Source organism: Balneola sp. EhC07, from assembly GCF_001650905.1.
GTDB lineage: Bacteria > Bacteroidota > Rhodothermia > Balneolales > Balneolaceae > Balneola.
In genome coordinates this window covers 1-19,522 of record NZ_LXYG01000017.1, presented here as the reverse complement: position 1 = coordinate 19,522, position 19,522 = coordinate 1, and the positions used below count along the sequence as shown (strand labels likewise).

Sequence of the window (19,522 nt, the reverse complement as noted above, 5' to 3'; positions counted from 1 at the left end):
TTAGCATGGATAATAGTAAAGAATAACTATTTATGTCAGACATAAAACTTTTTCGTATAAACGATAACAAAGTAACTGAGCTCACAGGTGGTACTGCAAACATTGAAAAAAGTCTTCAGTCTCAAATTGAATTAAATTTAGAAGATTACCTAGGTGTAAGATTTCTGGAAACAGAATATTCAACCGGTGTTAATCACGGTGGTAGAATAGATACTTTAGGGATTGATGAGAATGGCAGTCCGGTAATTATAGAGTACAAACGCCACAGAGATGAAAATGTAATCAATCAGGGGCTATTTTATTTGGATTGGCTAATGGATCATCAGGCAGAGTTTGAACTCCTTGTTTTAAAGAAATTTGGTAAGGATCACTCTGACAGTATTGACTGGAATAACCCGCGGTTGTTATGCATTGCAGGTGCGTTCACAAAATTTGATGAACATGCTGTAAAGCAAATGAACCGAAATATTGAATTAATTAGATACATCAAGTTTGAAGACAATCTGCTGCTTTTAGAACTTGTAAATATAGCTGAAGCGAAATCATCAGCCTCTCCGTCATCAACAAAAGCTAATTATAAAACAGTATCAAGTTATTTGGAAGATGCGAGCGAGGAACTAACAAATCTTTATGCAGACTTACGTAGCTACATGTTATCTCTAGGAGATGATGTTCAGGAGAAAACCCTTAAATATTACTTTGCTTTCAAGCGAATAAAAAACTTTGCCTGTGTTGAAATATATACTCAAAGCAACAAGCTTTTATTAAATGTGAAAGTAAGTCCGGATGACATTGAATTAGAAGAGGGGTTTACCAGGGATGTTCGAAATATAGGTCACTTGGGTACTGGTGATTTAGAAATAACAATTCGTTCGCACGATGATCTTCGAAAAGCTGAAGACCTGATTCTTATGAGTTATAATATGAGCTAACTTAAAACTTATTGATACATCTCATTAATTAATCCAACTACAAATTGGATCATATCAGTCGCTAAAATTCCCTGAAGATCTTCTTCCGAATTTAAATGAGCGAAGCCATTTCTACAGTCACAGATAAACTCAATTTTATTTGTATCTAAACTAACTAACTTTTTTTCTGTGGCCCATATTAACAAAGGGCGTAAATTCTGTTTGTTTTTTCCTTCTGTTTTGCGATGTAAATCTCTTAAAGACCATTCGAGAATAGTATAACAATAGAATTCTGCAACATCTTGAAGTTCATAGTTTACAGATTTAAGGAAAAGCAAACTCTCCACTCTTTTTAGGTGTCTTTTTACAGGCTTAGGAACTTTATCGTGTGTATTCGTAAGATCTCTTGAAAGCTTTTCAAAAGCTTCTTGGGTGTACTCATTTATATAACCCTCCCATCGGGGATCCATATCAAGAATTAGTTTACTCATCTCTCCCTTAGTGAAATTAATTGTTGATAAAAGTATAAGCTAATCTCTTATTTTTTCCTCTACCCTCTTAAGAATCTCATGAGGTGAAATCCCTAGTGCACCTCCTAACCGAAAAATTGAATACAAAGTAGGTTGATACACCCCCCTCTCCAGATCAGAAATAAAAGTACGCTGAAAGTCCCCTAATTCAGCAAGCATTGCCTGAGACAGGTTTTGAGACTTCCGTAATTCTTTGATTACCTGTCCAAATGCTTTTTCTATTTGTTCTTTATCTCCCAACATTGAGGAGAAGTAAAGCTTATTACCAATCCAAAACGACATGGTATGCCATACAAAATTGTGTATATTTTACTCCTACTTGATCGAGAGAACAAGGACAAACAAGATTGATAAATAATTATGACGGTTGCTCTGTGTACAAAATGTGGAAATATAAAGAAGGGACTATTAGTACCTTGTGATAATTGTGGAATTGGGTCAAGGAATAGTGATTTTGAACTCTTGTTTACAGATCACTATATAAGTGAAATAACTATTCGAGATTTTGGAGCTCTTATATCCAAATTGCAAGATTCAGCAATTGATAAAAGTGTAGCAGAGTGGGCTTTTTATTATATAATAAACACTTATTACCCAGAATTTGGTATATCAGACATACCTCCTACCTATACCGAGTCTTCAAAAGAACTTGTCAAAGAACTGGTTTTAGATAACATCATTATAGAAGATGGTCCAATACTGAGCAATATTGATGACAAGTATGCGACAATGGTTAAGCACTATAAGACCAACTGCCCTTTTTGTAAATCAAGTATGTCTTTTGCTGCTTGGCATGTTCTTAACGGAACCTCAGACGCGAACTTAAAATCAGGCCTAAACGAAGGTAGATTCTTTAGATCAAAGTGTATGAGATGTGATAAAGTTCACTCTGTATACTATGATATGATATATTTTGATATAGAGTACAACCCGGCAGTTATTCTTTTAAAGGACTCACTTTCAGATATATCCCACGAAATGAAGACAGTCACAAAAGATTATTTTGAGGAATTATTTGAAGGCTTTAACTATAGAAAAGTTAGAAGCCAGAATGAGTTAATTGAGAAGGTGAGAATTTTTAGAGATGACCTAGACGACATTGAGGTTGAGCTTGCAAAGCACATTATTCACAGTAGCAGTGAATCAAAGAAAAATAGTTCTTTAGTTTATTCACATAAACGATCGAATATTATAAAAGGTCAGAGCTTAGTATTTAAGAATTCAATTAATCAAAGTGATTCAATTTTGTATTCAATGAGGAAACATGCAGAGCAAAGGAGATATCTGATATCCCTTATGAAAAAAAGGTTAAATAAAGATAAGCATGATTGGCTAGTAATTAACCAAGATAGAGTAGAGACTCTTTTAGGAGAGATAGGAGTAAAAATACCTTAGATAGGAAGAGTTTAGTATATAGAGATTATGCTTTATGAGTTTCCGGTTTGCAATAAAACAAGAAACTGGAGTTTTTTGGAAAATCCGTATCTCTTACGATCTCAAAAAGGTCACTTTTAAAGATCACGAAAGTAAACACGTTTGCAAAAATTGAGGTTCTGGAATCCAGCCATTTATACGTCTTTCGACCTCGTAGAATAACCTTTTTGGTAAGCAAGCTGATATAACAGTATTCAATATTTCAGCCAGTACGACTGAAACCGAGTAGTAAGAACAAAACCCACAAATCCATAACTGGATTCGATGTTTTTAAGAGGTTATTTATGGCTCAAGACCTGAAATCACATAAGGTTTTTCCAGTTAAAGCATAAAGTATCCTAAAGAGCTCAAAATGGAGGTTTGAATGTAAGCTTTTAAGTAAAAGTTTACATTCGTGTAGAAATTAATAGAAACCCATAGTATTCTAAGGATTCAAAAAGGGGGCCCCATTCGGTTATTTGAAATGGGGTATAACCCAAAAAGTGGGACTCCCGGATTTGTAATCATCCAATGGTGAGGGTAAGTCCGCTTGAGGTAATTTAAAAACCCTTCAAAAAAATATAGGAGAAATCATGGCAGGTATGAGAAAGTTAACTGATGAAGAGTATGAATTGATAGAATCTTACTTCTCAAAAAGGAAGAAACTTCGAAACTTAGCAATGTTTTCCATTCAGAGGTGGGCGGGATATCGTATCAGGGAGGTGCTCAGCTTGAAGCTGTCAGATCTTTATGCGCCGAATGGCGAGGTAAATGAAAGAATTTACATCAAGCCAAAAAATATGAAGGGTGGCAAAAATCCAAGAGCAATTCCTATACATCCTAAATTGAAAGAGGTGCTTGAAAGTTATAGGGAAGTATTATTATCAAAGGGTCACTTCAATCTAACTTGTTACGCTTTTCAATCCAGGAAGGGGGTAAATAATCCTATCTCATCTGTTCAAGCTTGGAGAATTCTTAAGAATGCCTTTATCGAAAATGGAATCTATGAAAACGTTTCTACTCACTCATTGAGAAAGACATTTTGTGAAAAAGTGTATCGTTCCTCCGGAAATGATATTGTGGCTACTCAGTTTGTTATGGGACATAAAGACCCAGTGACTACCCTTCATTATTTGGCGCAGAATCAGGAGAGGTTGGATGAAGTCGTACTAAATATCATATAGAGGTATAGATTCAAAAATTAATTTGAATTTTAAATAAAAATTATTCTTTTTAAGCCTATACAAAAAAAAATTAGGGATATGAAGGGATTAAGGGTATTACTGGGCCTTACATTACTTACGAGTTTGTCTTGCAAATCAATAAGTGATAAAGATAAAATTGTAATTGCACAGTTTGGTGACTTTTATCTATACGCTCCATTATATATAGCGATTGATAAGGGATACTTTGAGAAAAATAATATTGACGTAAGTATTGTAAACACGGGAGGGGATGAGCTTACATGGTCGGCGGTCCTAAGTGGACAAGCACAATTTGGTATTGCAGACCCAACATTTATTGCTATTGCCAAGGAAAGGGGTCAAGAGGGATTAGTTGTAGCAAATATAGTAAATGGGGTTCCGTTTTGGGGTGTATCGTATTCTGACGAGATACCAGAAATACATGATCCAGCTGATTTAAAAGACTACACGATAGCTACTTTCCCGTCTCCTTCAACAGCATATACGCTTCAGAAGGATATGTTTCTTGAGTCGGGATTAGAGCCAAAAATCAGAGAGGGAACTCCAGGTACTTTATTAGCCATGCTAAATGCGAATCAGGTTGACATTGCTTTAGAGTTGGAGCCAAATGTTTCTCAAGCAACCGCAAATGGAGCTCATGTAATATATTCAATGAAAGAGTTATATGGTGAATTTGCGATTACTGGATTGACAACATTACCTAAAACAGCTTCAGATAATCCAGATTTAGTAAAAAGGATTACTTGTTCACTTCAACAGAGTATGGATTTCATATATAGTAATCCTGATAGTACCGTATTAATTTTGAACAAACGTTTCACAGAGCTTGATACTACAGTATCAAAGTTAGCATTGGCGCGCATTTTAGAAGAAGAAATTATACCTAAAACCGGTGTGATATCTGACTCTGCGTGGGTAAGTGCTATAGATCTGAGGCAAGATGTTGGTGACTTGCCGAGGGGAAAAAATTACTTAGAACTGATTGACAACTCTTTTTCAGAAGTAGCTATTTCTGAATGCAAAGAGTAATCTTTTAAAACTGAGTAAAATGAGAGAAATAGAAATCGTTCAAATGGCATCACATTTTCTGTATCTCCCTTTATATGTTTGTCAGGAATATAATTTTTTTGACCTACTTCCTCCTAATGTAAAGGTTAACGTAAGATCCTCTGTGGAAAGGACTGATGAAGGGGCGTTAGATGATTTGATGAGTAACCCTGAAAAAGTTAAGTTCGCTGTCTGTGATCCAAGCGGAGTTCTTTATGATAATAATAAGGCTTCATTCCGTCCAATTCCGATAATGGCATTAGTTAATAACACCGCTTTTTGGGCTGTTAATCATGGAAAATATAATAGTCGAACATTACAAGATTTAGCAAGGTATGATAAGATAATAGCATTTAAGAAAGGGACAACTTCTTATGAGATTGCAAATCGTATTTATACATCAGCAAATAAAAAACCTAATATAAAGTCAGTTGGCTCGAAACAAGAGTTAGTAGCATTAAGAGAACATAGTGATGATGATTCTGTATTAGTTCTTTCAAACGATATAGTATGGATTGATGCACTTGTTAAAGAAAATAAAGATCAAGAATTCAGAATTGATTTGGACATTAGTAACACTCCAGAATATCACAATATTTTGACTACAGCTCTACTAACAAGAAGTGATGTAATTGAACAAGATTTCGATATTATTGAGGCAATAGTGGCCGCACTTCAAAAAGCAATAACTCTATGTGTATTTGATGATGAAAGAGTAGTAAAGGTTGCTTCAAGAAGATTTGAAAATACTCATGAGGAGTTGGCTTCGAGTGCATTGCAAAGAGCAAATGAAAGTAGTTTATTTCCAGCCTCAGCAAAAATTACAAAAGCTCAATGGGTAAAAAAATGCATAGTAAGTTCTGACGCAAGAAATAAAAAGGTAACCAACGATCAGATTTTACAATTTGAAGCTTTTTATGAAGAGAAAATAAAGCCTATAAGCATTCGTCTGGATAATGCTTTTAAAAGAGGTGTAAATACAGATGGATCGATCATTAGTAATAAAAAAGAGAAATTATTGTTAGGCGTACTAACAGGTAGTATTGCTTTAGCATTAATTGGGCTGTTGGTATCAGTCTCAATTAACAAGGCGTATCTAAAGGTTTTCACATTTGTGCCAGCTGTTATAGGAGCTGGAATATATATATCAGAGAAGATTATAGACTATTTCGATTTAAGGCAAAACTTAACTTTTTGTTATATCCATTATAGTTTATTTAGTGTAATAGCATCTATTCTGATTATTTCACTGTTCCCGTTTTCAGAAAGTTTCAGTCAATTATTGGTAACCGTTCTTTCGATTAGCTTTGCTTCAGAATTATTTGTCTTAAATCTAAGCAGGCATGTCAATGAAAAATGAATACGATATTACAATTGCAGGGTTATCAAAATCATATAAAGGAAGAAATGAAGATATTGTAGTTTTAAACGAGTTGAACTTTCAGGTTAAGAGGGGAGAGTTTTTCTGTATTGTAGGACCAAGTGGATGTGGAAAGAGCACACTATTAAAAATTCTCGTTAACAAAATTAAGGATTACCAAGGCACTTATCACATAAATGAGGAAAGAAGGAGCTCAGGTATAGCTTATATACCTCAAGAGTCATTATTGATTCCATGGCGAACTTTGTATCAGAATATGGCATTAGGCCTCGAAATAAAAAAATCGATAACCCCCTCAACAAAAGGTTTAATCTCTGACTTGATTAGCAGCTTTAAATTAAATGGCCTTCAAGATAAACTACCTAATCAGGTATCAGGGGGAGAAGCTCAAAGAGCATCGGTAATAAGGGCTTTGGCAAGTTCACCAAGGATTTTATTATGTGATGAACCATTCTCTTCAATAGATTTTGTTACAAGGTTGGATCTTAACACAAAATTCAAAAACAAGGCTAAAGTACAAGGGGTAACTACAATTTTTGTAACTCATAATATTGAGGAAGCAATCTTTTTGGGTGATAGGGTAGCTGTAATGTCAAAAAAACCAGGTGAGATAGTAGATATAATTGATTCAAGTTTATCTGAAGGAGCAGAAGATGCAGTAAAATGTCGACAAGCTCCTGAATTTAATAAATTATTTAGCAAGATATGGGAGATACTTGAAAATGGATTTCACTAAAGGGAAAAGGGTTTTCTCGATGCAGGTTCTTTTGATAGTTCTAGTAGGTGTCTTATGGGAAATATTGGCATCTCAATTTAATCAATTTAAGTTTTTGTTAGGTTCACCATCCTCCGTGGGCCAAGAATTGGTTGCATTAATCATAAATGAAAATTTTTTCTATCATTTTTTTTTGACAGGGTCTGAGGCCCTAGTAGGGTTCCTTATAGGCACAAGTTTAGGAACAACATGTGGGCTTTTGTTGTGGTATTCCGAATTTACTTCAAAAGTGATGAAACCCTTCATAATAGTAATGGGATCAATTCCTGTTTTTGCTTTTGCACCATTATTAGTTGTATGGTTTGGTATAGGGTTTTGGATGAAGGTTGTACTTGCCTTCTTATCAACTTTCTTTATTGCATTAACAAATGCTCATAAAGGAGCTACATTAGTATCGAATCAATTCTTAGACTTATTAGAAATATATGGAGCTGACAAAAGAAGTAAATTCTTTAAAGTAGTACTTCCAGGTTCAATTGAATGGGTGTTAAATTCATTGAGATTGAATATCGGTTTTGCACTTTTAGGTGCTTTTATTGGAGAATTTATAAGTTCAGAAAATGGACTGGGAAGACTAATATTAAGGGCAACGGGATTATACAATGTTCCGAAAGCTTTAGCTGCAGCCATCGGGATAATCTTACTTGCTTTTATTTTTGATTTCATAGCTGGGAAAATTGAGTCGAAAAGACATAGTATTATACAACTGATAAGTGTACCTAAGGCTCTGAAGAATTAAGTGCCGAAAAATATTTAGTACTAATTAAAAAATAATATTTTTTGCAATCGTGGAGTTCTTGTCAAGAACTCTTTGGATTGTTAGCCTCCATCTTTCAAAAGCATTTTGCTTTTCAACCATATAATCATGACGGTCGTAAATGGATGTGATTTTACTGTCCCCGGCAAGACCTTTATGATTTATAACTTTGTCCTAATACAGTTCTATTGACTCAATCCTTTGCCATAAAATTTGCTGCGGTTCGGCGTAAATCATGGATGCGGTAGTCGGTATACTTCTGATGATTCCCGAACTCTTTTAGCGGCATGCTGAAGACACTTAATAGGTCTCCCCTTCTTAGCTGTCGATTCAAATACAAAATCAATTTCTACATTAATACTTTTCATTCGTTCAATATTCAATACTAGATAAAGTAAAAGAAGACAGCGGAACATAATGCGTACGATTGGCTTTATTTTCTTTGGCAGGGATAATCCTTAAAAAGGCTTTCAGTGAAAATGGTATTTATGAAAATGTATCTACTCATTAATTCCGGAATACATTCTGTGAAAAGGTGTGCCGATCTTAAGGAAATGATATAATTGCAACAGTTTGTAATGGGACACAAGGACCTTATTACACACTTCACTATCTGGTTTAGAATCAGTAGAAGCTGGATGAAGTAGTGCTAAGGCAATTAGCAATTATCATATCTAATGATATAATAAAGTGTACTACTAAATCAAAAAGGTTAAAGCCTCTAATCTTTAGCTATTTTTCAATCCATCGCTTTATAAGCTCGTACATTTCGTGTCGTACTTTTGGACCAAAGTTTTCACTATATCCATACGCACAAACTGCTATCGTGTAATATTCATCATTATCGATAAAAAATAAGGGACTGCCACTTAACCCAAACACAAGTTGATTAGTAAAAGAAATACTCTTGTTGTACACTTTAATAATTCTTCCTTGGCTCATAAATTGGTTGCCAAAAGGAGATTCAGAGTAGTCAGCTTCTAAATCTTTATACCCCCCTGAAAAAACACTTAACCGGCTTACATCATCATGGTCATCCAGTTCATATAGATGAAAATGACCTCGTAACCGTTGATATAAATGAGTATCAGGTAACTCTATCAGTCCAAAGTCATACTCACGACCAAAATTAGTCCCCCTATGGTCTTCCCAGGTGTCAGGAACAAAATAGTGTGTCGATGATTGGCTGCCTACATGAGCAGTTGTACCACTTAGAGCTGGGTAAACATTGATATGATTGGGATATCTATCTTCATACTGTGGCAGAATACAATGAGCAGCGGTGAGGATATGTTGTGGTGAGATCAAAACTCCACTGCCTCCAAAAGAATAGCCTGGGTAATGTATGATTAGCTTACAAATAAATCTATATGGTGCTCTTAAGATCCAGTTTGAAGGAACGGTAGATGGAATATTTCCTGATGAAGTTGCCGGAGCTAAAGTTTTTAAATCTTTAAATTTAGGAATTTCAGAGGTGTCAATTTCTGTATTCCATTGTTCTTTGTTTTGAATGTATTTTGCAAGAAATGCAGCTTCATTTTCAGCGTTCAATAGAGTAATTGATTCTTCAGAATTAAGCTTAAGTATACTCATAGGTTACTCCTTTGATAAACAAAATGTACGATTGATAGTAAAGCCTGCCCAAGTGTGAACTCTTGAGTTTTTATTCCAGAATTCTGGGGATTTCATTGCAACATATGGACTAAAAAGAAAATCTTTTCCTTTAAGCATAAATCCTATTCTCGATGAGCCATAAACAAAGCCAGTTTCTCTCCATGGCAATGTGTAGTTGGAGCTACGGAATTGACCATGAAGTGATCCGTTATATAGAAGTACAGAGGCTCTGAGGTCACCATAAAAATAAATTTCACGAATTCTCTTTCGATTGAAATATTTAATTTTTTTTCCAAATGAACCGGGTGCGACTGTTATTGCGTCAGTATTTCTGGAAGGATTGAAATGCCAATTCCGTAGATCCAGTTTTCCAAGCCGGAACTCAAGACCAAAACCACCTTGTAGAATATGGCCAACATCAAGATGGATTGTTCGGACTAATTGGCTTTTAAATTTTCCTTTATTAAGATCATTATTAAGAGCCTCTGTTTCTATAGCATTTTTAGTAATAAGCTTTTTTCTTGAATAAGATAATAGAACAGTTAATTCACCTCCATGAGAGATTTGATTATCCCATCCCTCTGGGTTGTAAGGTGGTTTGGTATTATGTTCATTCTGAGGTTTATGAATGGCGGTTTGAATGCTTTCAGCAATTTTTGGAATTCCGATTGCCCCAATGTTGAATTCCCAAGATTGTTTAGTATATAGCTTTTGATCCAGCCAGTTGAAATTCAATCCGAGCCATACCACAGAAGAGTAAGGACGGTCTCCAATGACTGGGTTCATTTTCCTAAGGTCGTCTGGTGTGAAGGCAGAGTATCTAAGAAAAATTTTTGTAGGCTCTTGAAAGGACAAAGAAGATCGATGATTATGTATTTTTGTGTGCCAATTCCATCTTTCAATAAGATTACGTATAGAGCAACCCAATCTGGGTGAGTTTAATGCGATCTCTCCTCCCTGAGTATAGTTACGATCTTCATTGAGAAAACCCAGCCCAATAAAATGAGTAAAAGTGTCATTATCCATAGTAAAGGACCAATCACTAAGTAATCTATATTGATCGGTACAGGTTTGTGCCTTAACTGTCACTGCTGTTATTGCAAAACATATAAACAGTATAATTGCTTTCATTTAACCCATCCAAATCCTTGCTTTTTAGTGAATTAAAACTAAATATCCTAGAATATCAAGTTTATTATTTTTCTATAAGATCAAATGATTTTGGTATTGAAGATTTGACTAAATAAAAAATCAGTGAATAGATTTGATATCAATGGGGAATCATTGGTATGGAAGTGTTGCGTAAATATTTTACAATGCAATATATGCCCTTGAAAGAGTATTATTTGCTTAGTTAGGTTGGATATGAGCTTTTTTCTTTGAGGAAATAAACAACTAGCAAAATAAGAATACAATTTAAGTTACTTACAGAATGCAAAGCATAAATTTTTATCTTTATATAATTATTAATTTGTAGTATAGTTCGATTCAATATTAATAACAGCTATGCAAACACAATTCTCAGGCTCAGTTATAACACAGGTAGATCAAATCATTCAAGCTGCTATTGAAGCGGGTGCAAGTGATATTCATCTGGAGCCTTTTGAAAAGAAGTATCGATTGCGATTTCGAATTGATGGTGTTCTTCAAGAGATTACAGAGCTGCAGTTATCCCAGAAAGATGCGGTTACTTCACGGCTGAAGATTATGGCTGAGTTAGATATTGCAGAAAAGCGCCGCCCTCAGGATGGACGTATTAAAATAAGAGCAAAACAAGGACAGGATATTGATCTGCGAGTGTCTACGCTTCCTACTCAATATGGAGAAAAAGTTGTGTTAAGAATTTTAGACAAAGGGACTCTGGAGTTGAGCTTGGAGTCACTTGGGTTTTCCAACGACGAATTATCCGCTTTTAGAAGTGAAATTCACAAACCTTACGGAATGATTTTGGTAACAGGTCCTACAGGATCGGGAAAGACAACTACTTTATATTCTGCGCTAAATGAAATCAATTCCGAGCAGGTAAATATTACTACCATTGAGGACCCTATTGAGTATAACCTAGAAGGCATTAACCAAACGCAGGTACATGAAGAAATTGACCTGTCCTTTGTAAACATCCTCCGATCAATACTACGGCAAGATCCAAATATAATAATGGTCGGAGAGATAAGAGACAAAGAAACAGCAGAAATTGCGATAAGAGCAGCTCTTACAGGTCACTTAGTATTTTCAACATTACATACCAATGATGCCTCTTCTGCAGTATCAAGACTCGTTGAAATGGGTATGGAGCCCTTTTTGGTTTCTTCTTCAGTACGAATGGTTATTGCTCAGCGCCTTGTTCGTAAAATTTGCCAAAATTGTAAAATTTCGTATACCCCCGTAAGTAGTATGATAAAAGATTTAGAGCTAGAAGAGGGTTTTACCTTTTACAAAGGAAAAGGGTGTGAAAAGTGTAACGGAACAGGATATAAAGGGAGAACAGCACTTATAGAATTGTTAATGATTGATGATGGGATTGCGGATAAAATTTCAAAAAACGCTGACTACTCTGATATTAAAGCAAAAGGTATTTCTTCTGGAATGAAAACATTACATGAGATGGGAATTGAAAAAATGACGAAGGGGCTTACCACAATTGAAGAAGTATATAGGGAGACTTCACTTTAAACTATATGTGTAAGTTCAATAAAAATTTTCTATTCTGTGAAAGAAAAAAGTAAATAATATGCAACAAGCGAGAAAAGGGTTAATTTTAGCTGTTCTCATAATTTTAAGTTTTGATATAAAGGCACAAGAAGTCAGAGTAGATAGTTCTGCGGTTGATTCACTAAAACAAATCGAATATTTAAAATCGATCATTGATACAAATAAAGTTCAAGTCAATTTTAACTATCTCCCTACTAACTCTTTTGAAAAAACTGAAGATATCGATACTAAAAATATTGATGCCCGAGATTTCTTAAGAGGATTCGGACGAGCTTATGGATTAAATATTATTGTAGATAACCGTCTTAGTAAGAGAATTACACTAAGCTTGAGTAACGTTGCAATAATTGAAGCATTAATAATAATTTGTCAGGATAATGATCTAAGCTTAGTTCAGTCAGGACAAATTTTTCGGGTAAGAGAGTATGTCGCATCGGAACCAGTTCCTGAAGTAAACGAACCCGAAATATCATTTGAGAACGGAATCCTGAATATCGAATTAAACAATATTGATCTTGGGGTATTTACAAAGAGATTATCGCAAGTAACTAAGCAGAATATTATTGTCCGAAATGGAGTAAGAGGAACAGTAAGTGGATATTTGCAGAATATTGAATTTGAAACTGGTTTAAATACAATTTTATCTAACAATGGATTCTCCCTGAGGGAGAAAGATGGGGTCTATATTGTCGACAGGATCGGTTTTAGGTCAAACGAAGTCGGCGGAAATACAACGTCTACTTTTTGGGTTTCAATAGATGAACAAAACAATATATCTATGGATGTAGTGGACGCCAGTATCGTAGATATTATTAGAGAAATTGGTTATCAAACAGATGCTAGTATGATTACCTATGGTTTACCGGAAAATCAAATTACTGCTAAGACAAATAACCTAACCATTGATCAGACTCTTAACTATTTATTTAGAGGAACTTCATTTACATATAGGAAAGAAGGAGAGATCTATATTATTGGTGATAAAGCTACGAGTGGAATTGCATCGAATAAATTAATTCGATTGAAGCATATCCGTTCCGATGTTGTTATTGAATTGATACCAGAATCGGTAAAACAAGGAGCATCAATACAAGTAGTTAAAGAGCAAAACGGTTTAATGGTAATCGGGACAAATGATATAATTCTTGAGCTCGAAAATTTCATAGATCAGATTGATTACCCAAGTCCTCAAATATTAATTGAAGCATTGGTTGTTGATGTTCGAACTTCTGATATGTATCAATTAGGATTATCGCTTGCACAGGGAGCGGCACCTGACTCTAGTTATATTAACAATCCATTCACCGCTTTTTTTGGTCAAGGTAGCAATCAGCAAGGTGGGTTTTCAGCACAAGGAAGTGGTGATGATGTAAACAACGCTTTTTCATCGGGGGGTAATCTTTTTGGGATAGCTAATCTTGGCAAACTACCAGGCGATTTCTTCTTTAGAATCCAAGCATTGGATCAGGATGGAATAGTAAATATTAGATCGAGACCACAAATTTCTACCCTTAATGGATATACAGCTAGTATCGAGGTGGGGACTACACAATACTTCTTACTTACAACAACTACCCCACTTCAATCTCCAAATCAAATTGTAACTCAAGAAACGCAAAGATTTGAAGAAATTGAAGCTAATGTATCTTTGGAAATTACCCCTTATGTTAGTGCTTCAGGTGAAGTAACAGCAGAAATCCATCCGGAGTTTAATACACCTGTTGGAGGATTTAATGCTGATGTTCCACCTACTATTAATAGCAGAATTCTGGATTCGACTGTAAGGCTTAAAGATGGAGAAACAATTATTTTAGGAGGATTAATACAGGAATCTGAAACTGAGAATATTAACAAAGTTCCTATTCTGGGAAGTATACCTCTTTTAGGAAGATTGTTTAGAAATAAGAGTACCAGTTTGGTTAAATCTGAACTTGTAATATTTATTACACCCCACGTGTTTTATGGTGATGGAACAGATGAAAGCAGATGGAGAGAACTAAGAAAAGATCTTGACCTGAGCATAGATAAAGATAACTAGCTATATGAACATTCCTTACCTAAACAATACAACTATAGGTATCGAAGTCTCGGATAGAACTCTCAGATGGGTTGAGGCTAGTAAAATTGGGAACTCGATAAGTATAAAGTCTTCGGGTTCTTTTACTCATAACAATTCGGATATTGGTTTAAGGGATAGTATAGAAGAAGTAAAGAGCCATCTTAGCGCTGATGTTTTTAAAATAGCAGTATCGAATACTAATTTTTTGCTACACTCAAGTTCAGAAGAGATCCCTTTTTTTGACGAAGAAGACAGAAAGAATACCTGGGTAAAAAATAGAGAAAAAGAAATCCTAATAGATTATGGAAAGCATGTAAGTATAAAATCACACATTTTTAATATTGACGAAGACTTTTCAAGATGCTTGTTTCAGGTAGTAGATACAAAAAGTATATACCGTCTTGAACAGATTTTGTTAGAAGCAGGGCTTTATCTTAACTATGTGTTTACGGGTTGTTTTGAAGCCGCGTACACTCAAATTAAGAATAAAGATTTCGTAGAAGATCTCTCTTTTGTTATCCTTCCTGAGGATAATCGTAGTTATTTGAGTTGTTTCAGTAGCGGTCTTATATGCAATTTTTTTGTACTTGAGGTAGGTTTAAATGATGGAGTTGAGAGGATTATAAAAGAAACTCAATCTTTTGCCCAAACTGAAAAAATGAATCTTAATAAAGAGGAATCCCTTCACTCCATTTGGGTTCCTGAGTATGCTAAGAAAGATTTTTTGGCACAAGGCACTGAAAGCAATGTAGTGTTCTTTAAGCCGGAATATCTAAAGAAAGAACAACTTAATGCTGAACAGATTACATCTCTAGGTATAAGTATCAAATCTTTCTATGATGGTCTGGATAGTTTTAATTTTATTTCACATGATCAACAAGAAAAGTCATTAATACAGTTCGAAAAAAAGGGGGCTGTCAAGGCATCGATTTTATTGGCTGTGCCTTTAATCTTGATCATGCTGATATTGTATTCTGTAAGTTCTTATCTGGAATATCAACTTAGGGAAACTAATCAAATTACTGAGAAGATCTCCGATAATCTAGAATTGGTAGTAGAGAAAAGAGAACAATTAATGAGTACCTATCAAGATTATAGTCAGGTAAAAAAACTTATTGAGCAAAGAATAAATTCGGCAAGAATTTTTGGAGAGATAAACAAAGTAGTTTCATCAAATAGTTGGTTAACCAGTATTGAAGTCCAAAAAGAGGGATCTGGATACGAAATAGTTATTGAAGGTGAGGCAAACCAAGCGAATGCTGTTACCGAGCTAATGCGCAAGCTGGAACTTAGTGATGTAATTAGCGATGTTCGTTTGATATCCTCCGGAAATATCGAAAACGGGGCACGGGCTCAAAATAATCAATCTGTAGGAATTCTAAGTTTTGAATTGAGAGCTTTTTTTGAATCATGAGCGAAAACATAAACATATATTTATGGAGAGTAGCAAGTATAGCAGTTTTTACTACCTGTATACTGCTGATTATATATGTAGTACTGCCTTACGTAGCTTTAACACTCGAAAAATATCAGGTTTATAGCATTCAAAAAGAAAGCTTAGAGTTAGTTGGGGACTGGGGTGATCAGCTTGAGGAGTTAAACGAAAAACAACATGTACTCAATGCAAGTATGCAAACGATCTATGTGGGTTTACCAAAAGAACAGGAATTTTCATCTGTAGTAAGTTCTTTGTTTACTACAGCAAAATCTTCCAATGTTAGCATTAGCAAGATTGAACCCTCAGAAAGTATTTCAATTGGAAATCAGTTAAAAAAGGAGTTCTCTTTAGAGCTTCGGTCAGAATACCACAATCTGGCTCGATTTATTAATCGGGTTGAGCAAGGGGATTACTTAATTAACTTACAGAGAATGAGTATAGAAAGTAATCCTGCTATGGGCTCAATGTTAGAGAGCACCATAACGTTTGAGCTAACCATGCAAAATGGAGTAGAATGAAAGAGTTTTTGGAAACAACATTAGGTAAGGGCCTACTCATAATAATAGTTCTTGGAGTTTGGGGAGTAAATTTCATTAACTTTTCTGAAATATTAAGCCCATCGAATGAAATAGTGAATAGAGATATACGTGAAGTTTCACTTGAAGATTTAGTGATGCCTACTTCAAGCACATATAAATACAAAGAAACATCCAGAGATCCTTTTAATCCAAATAGAAGAGTAGTTGAAACTCCTATCAAAAAAGAAGTAAGTAAACAAGAAGAAAAACCATTTCAATTACCGCAGTTGTCGCTAAATGGAATCATTGGTGAAACCGCAATAATTACAGATTCCGGAGGCGAAAGTTATTTTGTAGCAAAGGGAGATAGTTTATTGAGTTCATATATTATTCAAGTTACTCGCGACTCTGTGATATTATCAAGCCAAAACAGAAGATTCATTTTAACATTAAATAGTACAGATCAATGAGAAAATTCATACAACCATTTATAAGAGACGAAGACGGTTTTTCACTTACCGAGCTGCTTATTGTGCTGGCAATTATTGGGATACTTATAATGATTGCTGTACCTATTTATCAAAATGTAACTACTCGAGCAAAAACTACAGAAGCAAAAACGCAGTTGAGCTTTCTTCATACACTGCAGAGGGTATACCACTTAGAGAATGATACGTATTCGTTAGAATTTAGTGCTCTTGGTTTTGAGCAAGAAAAAATGATTACCGAAGGAGGCAAGGCAAGATATACCATAGAAGTGGAATCAGCCGGCCCCCAAAGCTATATTGCAACAGCTACTTCTATCATTGATTTTGATGGAGATGGTGTCTACAACAAGTGGCAAGTTGATGAAGAAGGTAAAGTTGAGCAAGTGGTTCCCGACTAGTCCATATTGCTACTAACAGGTTTAATAGCGGTTTTTTTAGGATTATTAGGAGGTTATCTTTGCTTTTTTAAGCCTTCATGGCTTTCAAAAAATATAAATGAACTACCTTCCGAAAAAGCAAAATGGACATGGAATATTACGTGTATCATTTTAGTTCTTGTACTCTCTTTTATTTTTACTCCCGAGTCTAGCACAGAGTGGTTGTATTTTATTTTTGTGGTAATTCTTTTCTTCGGCGCTTGTGTGGATACATACAGCTACATTATTCCAAACAAATTGCTGGTAGTAGGTTCAATAATTGCCCTTTTGAATGTTCTGATTGTAAGCGAATACGAACCAATTGTCGCTTTGCTATCTGTGCTTGTACTAGGTGGTTTGGTCTACTATTTAATGGTACAGGTTTTAGGAAAAAAGGCATTCGGTTTGGGGGATCTAAAGCTGATTTCGCTCCTCGCTTTGTTTCTGGGATGGGAATTTTTGTGGGTACTTTACATAGCGGTGGTATTAGGAGGAGTATTTGCTTTGATCGGGGTTTTATTCAAAAAATTGAATCGAAAATCGAGAATTCCTTTCGCTCCTTTTGTTTTCTTGGCATTATTTATCAATTATTTAGCGCCAGATATTTCTTTTTCTGATTTGTTTCAACTACTTTCGTTTTAGAAATTTTAAGAAAAGAGTTCTCAGTAAGATGATTTATTCTTTCTTGGTTTCCTGTAAGGAATAGGTAACAGCCTATCTTACTTTTATAGCTATTTCAAAATTAAAAACCGCCACCATGAAAAATCTAATCCAGATTATAATTGTATTTTTACTTTCCATTTTTTTGGCACTTAACATACAAGCCCAAACCGCGACGAATAAAATCGATTCCACAGGGAATGTTGGGATTGGCACTATTACTCCACTTTCCAAACTTCACATTTTTTCGGGTGGGAGTAGAAATCAAATTAGAACTTATGGTCATGGTAACGGAAGCTCTAGATACATTAATATTTGGCATGGAACTGAAGGGGGAATAATAGATGCCATTGGAGGTGGGGATTTATATTTGGGATATGATACTTCAACCAAGATTATTCTGAACCGAAATGGAGGTAACGTAGGGGTGGGCAACTCAAACCCAAGCGAAAAACTATCAGTAACAGGAAATATTTATTCAAATAGTAGATTATTACTAGGAAGTTTTACAAATAAAGGTGTGGGCAGAATACAAATAAGGCATGAGGGAGGGAATAATGGGATAGTTCTTTGGACTGAAACTGGAAATATTACCAAGAGAATTTGGATTGATGATGCAAGTAATACTCTGCAGATAACTGCTGGTGTGGGATTAAATAACGGTTTATCTGTTAATAAAGATGGTAAAATAGGGGTTGGTACTTCAACTCCAGATCAAAAACTCACCGTCAAAGGCAAAATCCATTCGGAAGAAGTAATTGTGGATTTGAATGTGCCTGGTCCGGATTATGTATTTGAAGAAGATTATGACCTCACTACTCTTAAAGATCTGGAAGCCTACATTAAAGTCAACAAACACTTGCCTGAAATTCCTTCTGCTAAGGAAATGGAAGCGAACGGAATAACTCTTGGCAAGATGAACATGCTGCTATTGAAGAAGATTGAGGAGTTGACTTTACATGCGATTGAACAGGAAAAAAAGCTAGATGAAAGACATAAGGTGTTAGAGGAAGAGAAGGAACGTAACAATATTCAACAAGGAACATTGAATATCCAACAGCAGCAATTACAATCTCAGCAGAAATTAATTGAGAGGGTGCTGCAGAAAAATAAAGAACTGATTACAAGAATCGAACAATTAGAAAAAAAAGGAGAAGTAAGATGAAGAAGATATTTGGAATAATAATTACAGCATTATTTTGTACTACGGTATTGCAAGCACAAACCAATACGTTTCCTGCTTCGGGCAACGTGGGAATTGGAACTGCTAGTCCTAGTTCGCGACTTCATCTAGTGAAAGGAGGTCAAAACCTCAAGTTTTTAACCGGCTCAAATACAAGTGGCTACAGATTAGATGTCGGTGTTAATGATGACGGAGTAAACTTTATCAATAATTCGATTTCACGTGGCTACAATTTTGGGAATGCAAGTGGGTCTCTATTAAAACTAACACATAATGGAAATGTAGGTATTGGAACCATTAGTCCGGAATCAAAGCTTCATATAGAATCTGATGGGACAGGGCTTCAAATCACTCCTATTTCATCTAACTCCAATGTAGCACAAAGCATTTCGGTCTTTAATGTAGATAACGATGC

At 35.1% G+C, this 19,522-nt stretch carries 20 protein-coding genes and 1 pseudogene; 16 read left to right on the top strand and 5 right to left on the bottom strand.

The genetic code is table 11. The features are described 5' to 3' along the window. Nucleotides 1-32: 32 nt before the first annotated feature. On the top strand, nt 33-932 hold the full coding sequence (locus A8B79_RS09170; RefSeq protein ID WP_066221374.1) for a DUF5655 domain-containing protein: 900 nt from the start codon (nt 33-35) through the stop codon (nt 930-932). Nucleotides 933-940: 8 nt separating this feature from the next. On the opposite strand, the gene A8B79_RS09165 is transcribed toward A8B79_RS09170, so the two are convergent. Then, complete coding sequence (locus A8B79_RS09165) at nt 941-1,402, bottom strand: hypothetical protein (RefSeq protein ID WP_066221371.1); 462 nt, start codon at nt 1,400-1,402, stop codon at nt 941-943. Between the two features lie 39 nt (nt 1,403-1,441). Then, nucleotides 1,442-1,723: a helix-turn-helix domain-containing protein gene (locus tag A8B79_RS09160; protein ID WP_201118549.1), complete on the bottom strand. Its 282-nt coding sequence runs from the start codon at nt 1,721-1,723 to the stop codon at nt 1,442-1,444. A 78-nt stretch (nt 1,724-1,801) separates the two neighbouring features. Between A8B79_RS09160 and A8B79_RS09155 the strand changes: the two genes are divergently transcribed. Continuing rightward, entirely contained in the window at nt 1,802-2,836 is a 1,035-nt protein-coding gene (locus tag A8B79_RS09155) for a CpXC domain-containing protein (RefSeq protein WP_066221368.1), read from the top strand. A 25-nt stretch (nt 2,837-2,861) separates the two neighbouring features. Here the strand turns inward: A8B79_RS09155 and A8B79_RS16035 are convergent, their stop codons facing one another. After that, nucleotides 2,862-3,053 carry a hypothetical protein gene (locus tag A8B79_RS16035; protein WP_153038406.1) on the bottom strand — a complete coding sequence of 64 codons (192 nt, stop codon included), beginning with the start codon at nt 3,051-3,053 and terminating at the stop codon, nt 2,862-2,864. A gap of 394 nt (nt 3,054-3,447) precedes the next feature. Between A8B79_RS16035 and A8B79_RS09150 the strand changes: the two genes are divergently transcribed. The 5 genes from A8B79_RS09150 (at nt 3,448) to A8B79_RS09130 (ending at nt 8,001) form a co-directional block, all read left to right on the top strand. Then, entirely contained in the window at nt 3,448-4,038 is a 591-nt protein-coding gene (locus A8B79_RS09150) for a tyrosine-type recombinase/integrase (protein WP_066221365.1), read from the top strand. Between the two features lie 78 nt (nt 4,039-4,116). Beyond that, complete coding sequence (locus A8B79_RS09145; protein ID WP_066221362.1) at nt 4,117-5,088, top strand: ABC transporter substrate-binding protein; 972 nt, start codon at nt 4,117-4,119, stop codon at nt 5,086-5,088. 19 nt (nt 5,089-5,107) lie between these two features. Beyond that, nucleotides 5,108-6,466: a hypothetical protein gene (locus A8B79_RS09140; RefSeq protein ID WP_066221359.1), complete on the top strand. Its 1,359-nt coding sequence runs from the start codon at nt 5,108-5,110 to the stop codon at nt 6,464-6,466. Continuing rightward, complete coding sequence (locus tag A8B79_RS09135) at nt 6,456-7,223, top strand: ABC transporter ATP-binding protein (RefSeq protein WP_066222831.1); 768 nt, start codon at nt 6,456-6,458, stop codon at nt 7,221-7,223. The genes A8B79_RS09140 and A8B79_RS09135 overlap by 11 nt, the downstream gene beginning before the upstream one ends. Further along, a complete protein-coding gene (locus tag A8B79_RS09130) occupies nt 7,210-8,001 on the top strand; it encodes an ABC transporter permease (protein WP_066221356.1) in 792 nt (263 codons plus the stop codon). The genes A8B79_RS09135 and A8B79_RS09130 overlap by 14 nt, the downstream gene beginning before the upstream one ends. Nucleotides 8,002-8,751: 750 nt before the next feature. Here A8B79_RS09130 and A8B79_RS09125 read toward each other — a convergent pair. Both A8B79_RS09125 and A8B79_RS09120 read right to left on the bottom strand, forming a co-directional pair. Next, nucleotides 8,752-9,612 (bottom strand): trypsin-like serine peptidase, encoded by an 861-nt coding sequence (locus tag A8B79_RS09125; RefSeq protein ID WP_066221352.1) that lies wholly within the window; start codon nt 9,610-9,612, stop codon nt 8,752-8,754. Nucleotides 9,613-9,615: 3 nt separating this feature from the next. Continuing rightward, nucleotides 9,616-10,764: a lipid A-modifier LpxR family protein gene (locus A8B79_RS09120; protein ID WP_082894126.1), complete on the bottom strand. Its 1,149-nt coding sequence runs from the start codon at nt 10,762-10,764 to the stop codon at nt 9,616-9,618. A gap of 375 nt (nt 10,765-11,139) precedes the next feature. On the opposite strand from A8B79_RS09120, the gene A8B79_RS09115 reads away from it, so the two are divergent. The 9 genes and pseudogenes from A8B79_RS09115 to A8B79_RS09075 all read left to right on the top strand — a co-directional run. Continuing rightward, on the top strand, nt 11,140-12,306 hold the full coding sequence (locus A8B79_RS09115) for a GspE/PulE family protein (protein WP_066221346.1): 1,167 nt from the start codon (nt 11,140-11,142) through the stop codon (nt 12,304-12,306). 58 nt (nt 12,307-12,364) lie between these two features. Continuing rightward, nucleotides 12,365-14,383 carry a type II secretion system protein GspD gene (locus tag A8B79_RS09110; RefSeq protein WP_066221343.1) on the top strand — a complete coding sequence of 673 codons (2,019 nt, stop codon included), beginning with the start codon at nt 12,365-12,367 and terminating at the stop codon, nt 14,381-14,383. 4 nt (nt 14,384-14,387) lie between these two features. Further along, nucleotides 14,388-15,818: a PilN domain-containing protein gene (locus A8B79_RS09105; protein WP_066221340.1), complete on the top strand. Its 1,431-nt coding sequence runs from the start codon at nt 14,388-14,390 to the stop codon at nt 15,816-15,818. Next, nucleotides 15,815-16,360, top strand: a complete 546-nt coding sequence (gene pilO, locus A8B79_RS09100) for a type 4a pilus biogenesis protein PilO (protein WP_066221337.1) — start codon at nt 15,815-15,817, stop codon at nt 16,358-16,360. Before A8B79_RS09105 ends, pilO begins: the two co-directional genes overlap by 4 nt. Next, nucleotides 16,357-16,830, top strand: a complete 474-nt coding sequence (locus A8B79_RS09095; protein WP_066221335.1) for a hypothetical protein — start codon at nt 16,357-16,359, stop codon at nt 16,828-16,830. Before pilO ends, A8B79_RS09095 begins: the two co-directional genes overlap by 4 nt. Next, nucleotides 16,827-17,246 (top strand): type IV pilin protein, encoded by a 420-nt coding sequence (locus tag A8B79_RS09090; RefSeq protein ID WP_066221332.1) that lies wholly within the window; start codon nt 16,827-16,829, stop codon nt 17,244-17,246. Before A8B79_RS09095 ends, A8B79_RS09090 begins: the two co-directional genes overlap by 4 nt. A 6-nt stretch (nt 17,247-17,252) precedes the next feature. Then, the gene (locus A8B79_RS09085) at nt 17,253-17,906 is read left to right on the top strand and encodes a prepilin peptidase (protein WP_066221329.1); all 654 of its coding nucleotides are present in this window, start codon (nt 17,253-17,255) and stop codon (nt 17,904-17,906) included. Nucleotides 17,907-18,021: 115 nt separating this feature from the next. Continuing rightward, nucleotides 18,022-19,089, top strand: a complete 1,068-nt coding sequence (locus A8B79_RS09080) for a tail fiber protein (RefSeq protein ID WP_066221326.1) — start codon at nt 18,022-18,024, stop codon at nt 19,087-19,089. Continuing rightward, nucleotides 19,086-19,522: pseudogene (locus A8B79_RS09075) on the top strand (hypothetical protein); the annotation flags it as partial. The gene A8B79_RS09080 and the pseudogene A8B79_RS09075, both read left to right, overlap by 4 nt.

Coding starts and splice junctions, on each gene's coding strand:
- A8B79_RS09165 (WP_066221371.1), bottom strand. CDS start 1,402: ATGAGTAAACTAATTCTTGATATGGATCCCCGATGGGAGGGTTATATA.
- A8B79_RS09135 (WP_066222831.1), top strand. CDS start 6,456: ATGAAAAATGAATACGATATTACAATTGCAGGGTTATCAAAATCATAT.
- A8B79_RS09140 (WP_066221359.1), top strand. CDS start 5,108: ATGAGAGAAATAGAAATCGTTCAAATGGCATCACATTTTCTGTATCTC.
- A8B79_RS09160 (WP_201118549.1), bottom strand. CDS start 1,723: ATGTCGTTTTGGATTGGTAATAAGCTTTACTTCTCCTCAATGTTGGGA.
- A8B79_RS09110 (WP_066221343.1), top strand. CDS start 12,365: ATGCAACAAGCGAGAAAAGGGTTAATTTTAGCTGTTCTCATAATTTTA.
- A8B79_RS09145 (WP_066221362.1), top strand. CDS start 4,117: ATGAAGGGATTAAGGGTATTACTGGGCCTTACATTACTTACGAGTTTG.
- A8B79_RS09120 (WP_082894126.1), bottom strand. CDS start 10,764: ATGAAAGCAATTATACTGTTTATATGTTTTGCAATAACAGCAGTGACA.
- pilO (WP_066221337.1), top strand. CDS start 15,815: ATGAGCGAAAACATAAACATATATTTATGGAGAGTAGCAAGTATAGCA.
- A8B79_RS09125 (WP_066221352.1), bottom strand. CDS start 9,612: ATGAGTATACTTAAGCTTAATTCTGAAGAATCAATTACTCTATTGAAC.
- A8B79_RS09115 (WP_066221346.1), top strand. CDS start 11,140: ATGCAAACACAATTCTCAGGCTCAGTTATAACACAGGTAGATCAAATC.
- A8B79_RS09090 (WP_066221332.1), top strand. CDS start 16,827: ATGAGAAAATTCATACAACCATTTATAAGAGACGAAGACGGTTTTTCA.
- A8B79_RS09105 (WP_066221340.1), top strand. CDS start 14,388: ATGAACATTCCTTACCTAAACAATACAACTATAGGTATCGAAGTCTCG.
- A8B79_RS09170 (WP_066221374.1), top strand. CDS start 33: ATGTCAGACATAAAACTTTTTCGTATAAACGATAACAAAGTAACTGAG.
- A8B79_RS09080 (WP_066221326.1), top strand. CDS start 18,022: ATGAAAAATCTAATCCAGATTATAATTGTATTTTTACTTTCCATTTTT.
- A8B79_RS09155 (WP_066221368.1), top strand. CDS start 1,802: ATGACGGTTGCTCTGTGTACAAAATGTGGAAATATAAAGAAGGGACTA.
- A8B79_RS09095 (WP_066221335.1), top strand. CDS start 16,357: ATGAAAGAGTTTTTGGAAACAACATTAGGTAAGGGCCTACTCATAATA.
- A8B79_RS09150 (WP_066221365.1), top strand. CDS start 3,448: ATGGCAGGTATGAGAAAGTTAACTGATGAAGAGTATGAATTGATAGAA.
- A8B79_RS09130 (WP_066221356.1), top strand. CDS start 7,210: ATGGATTTCACTAAAGGGAAAAGGGTTTTCTCGATGCAGGTTCTTTTG.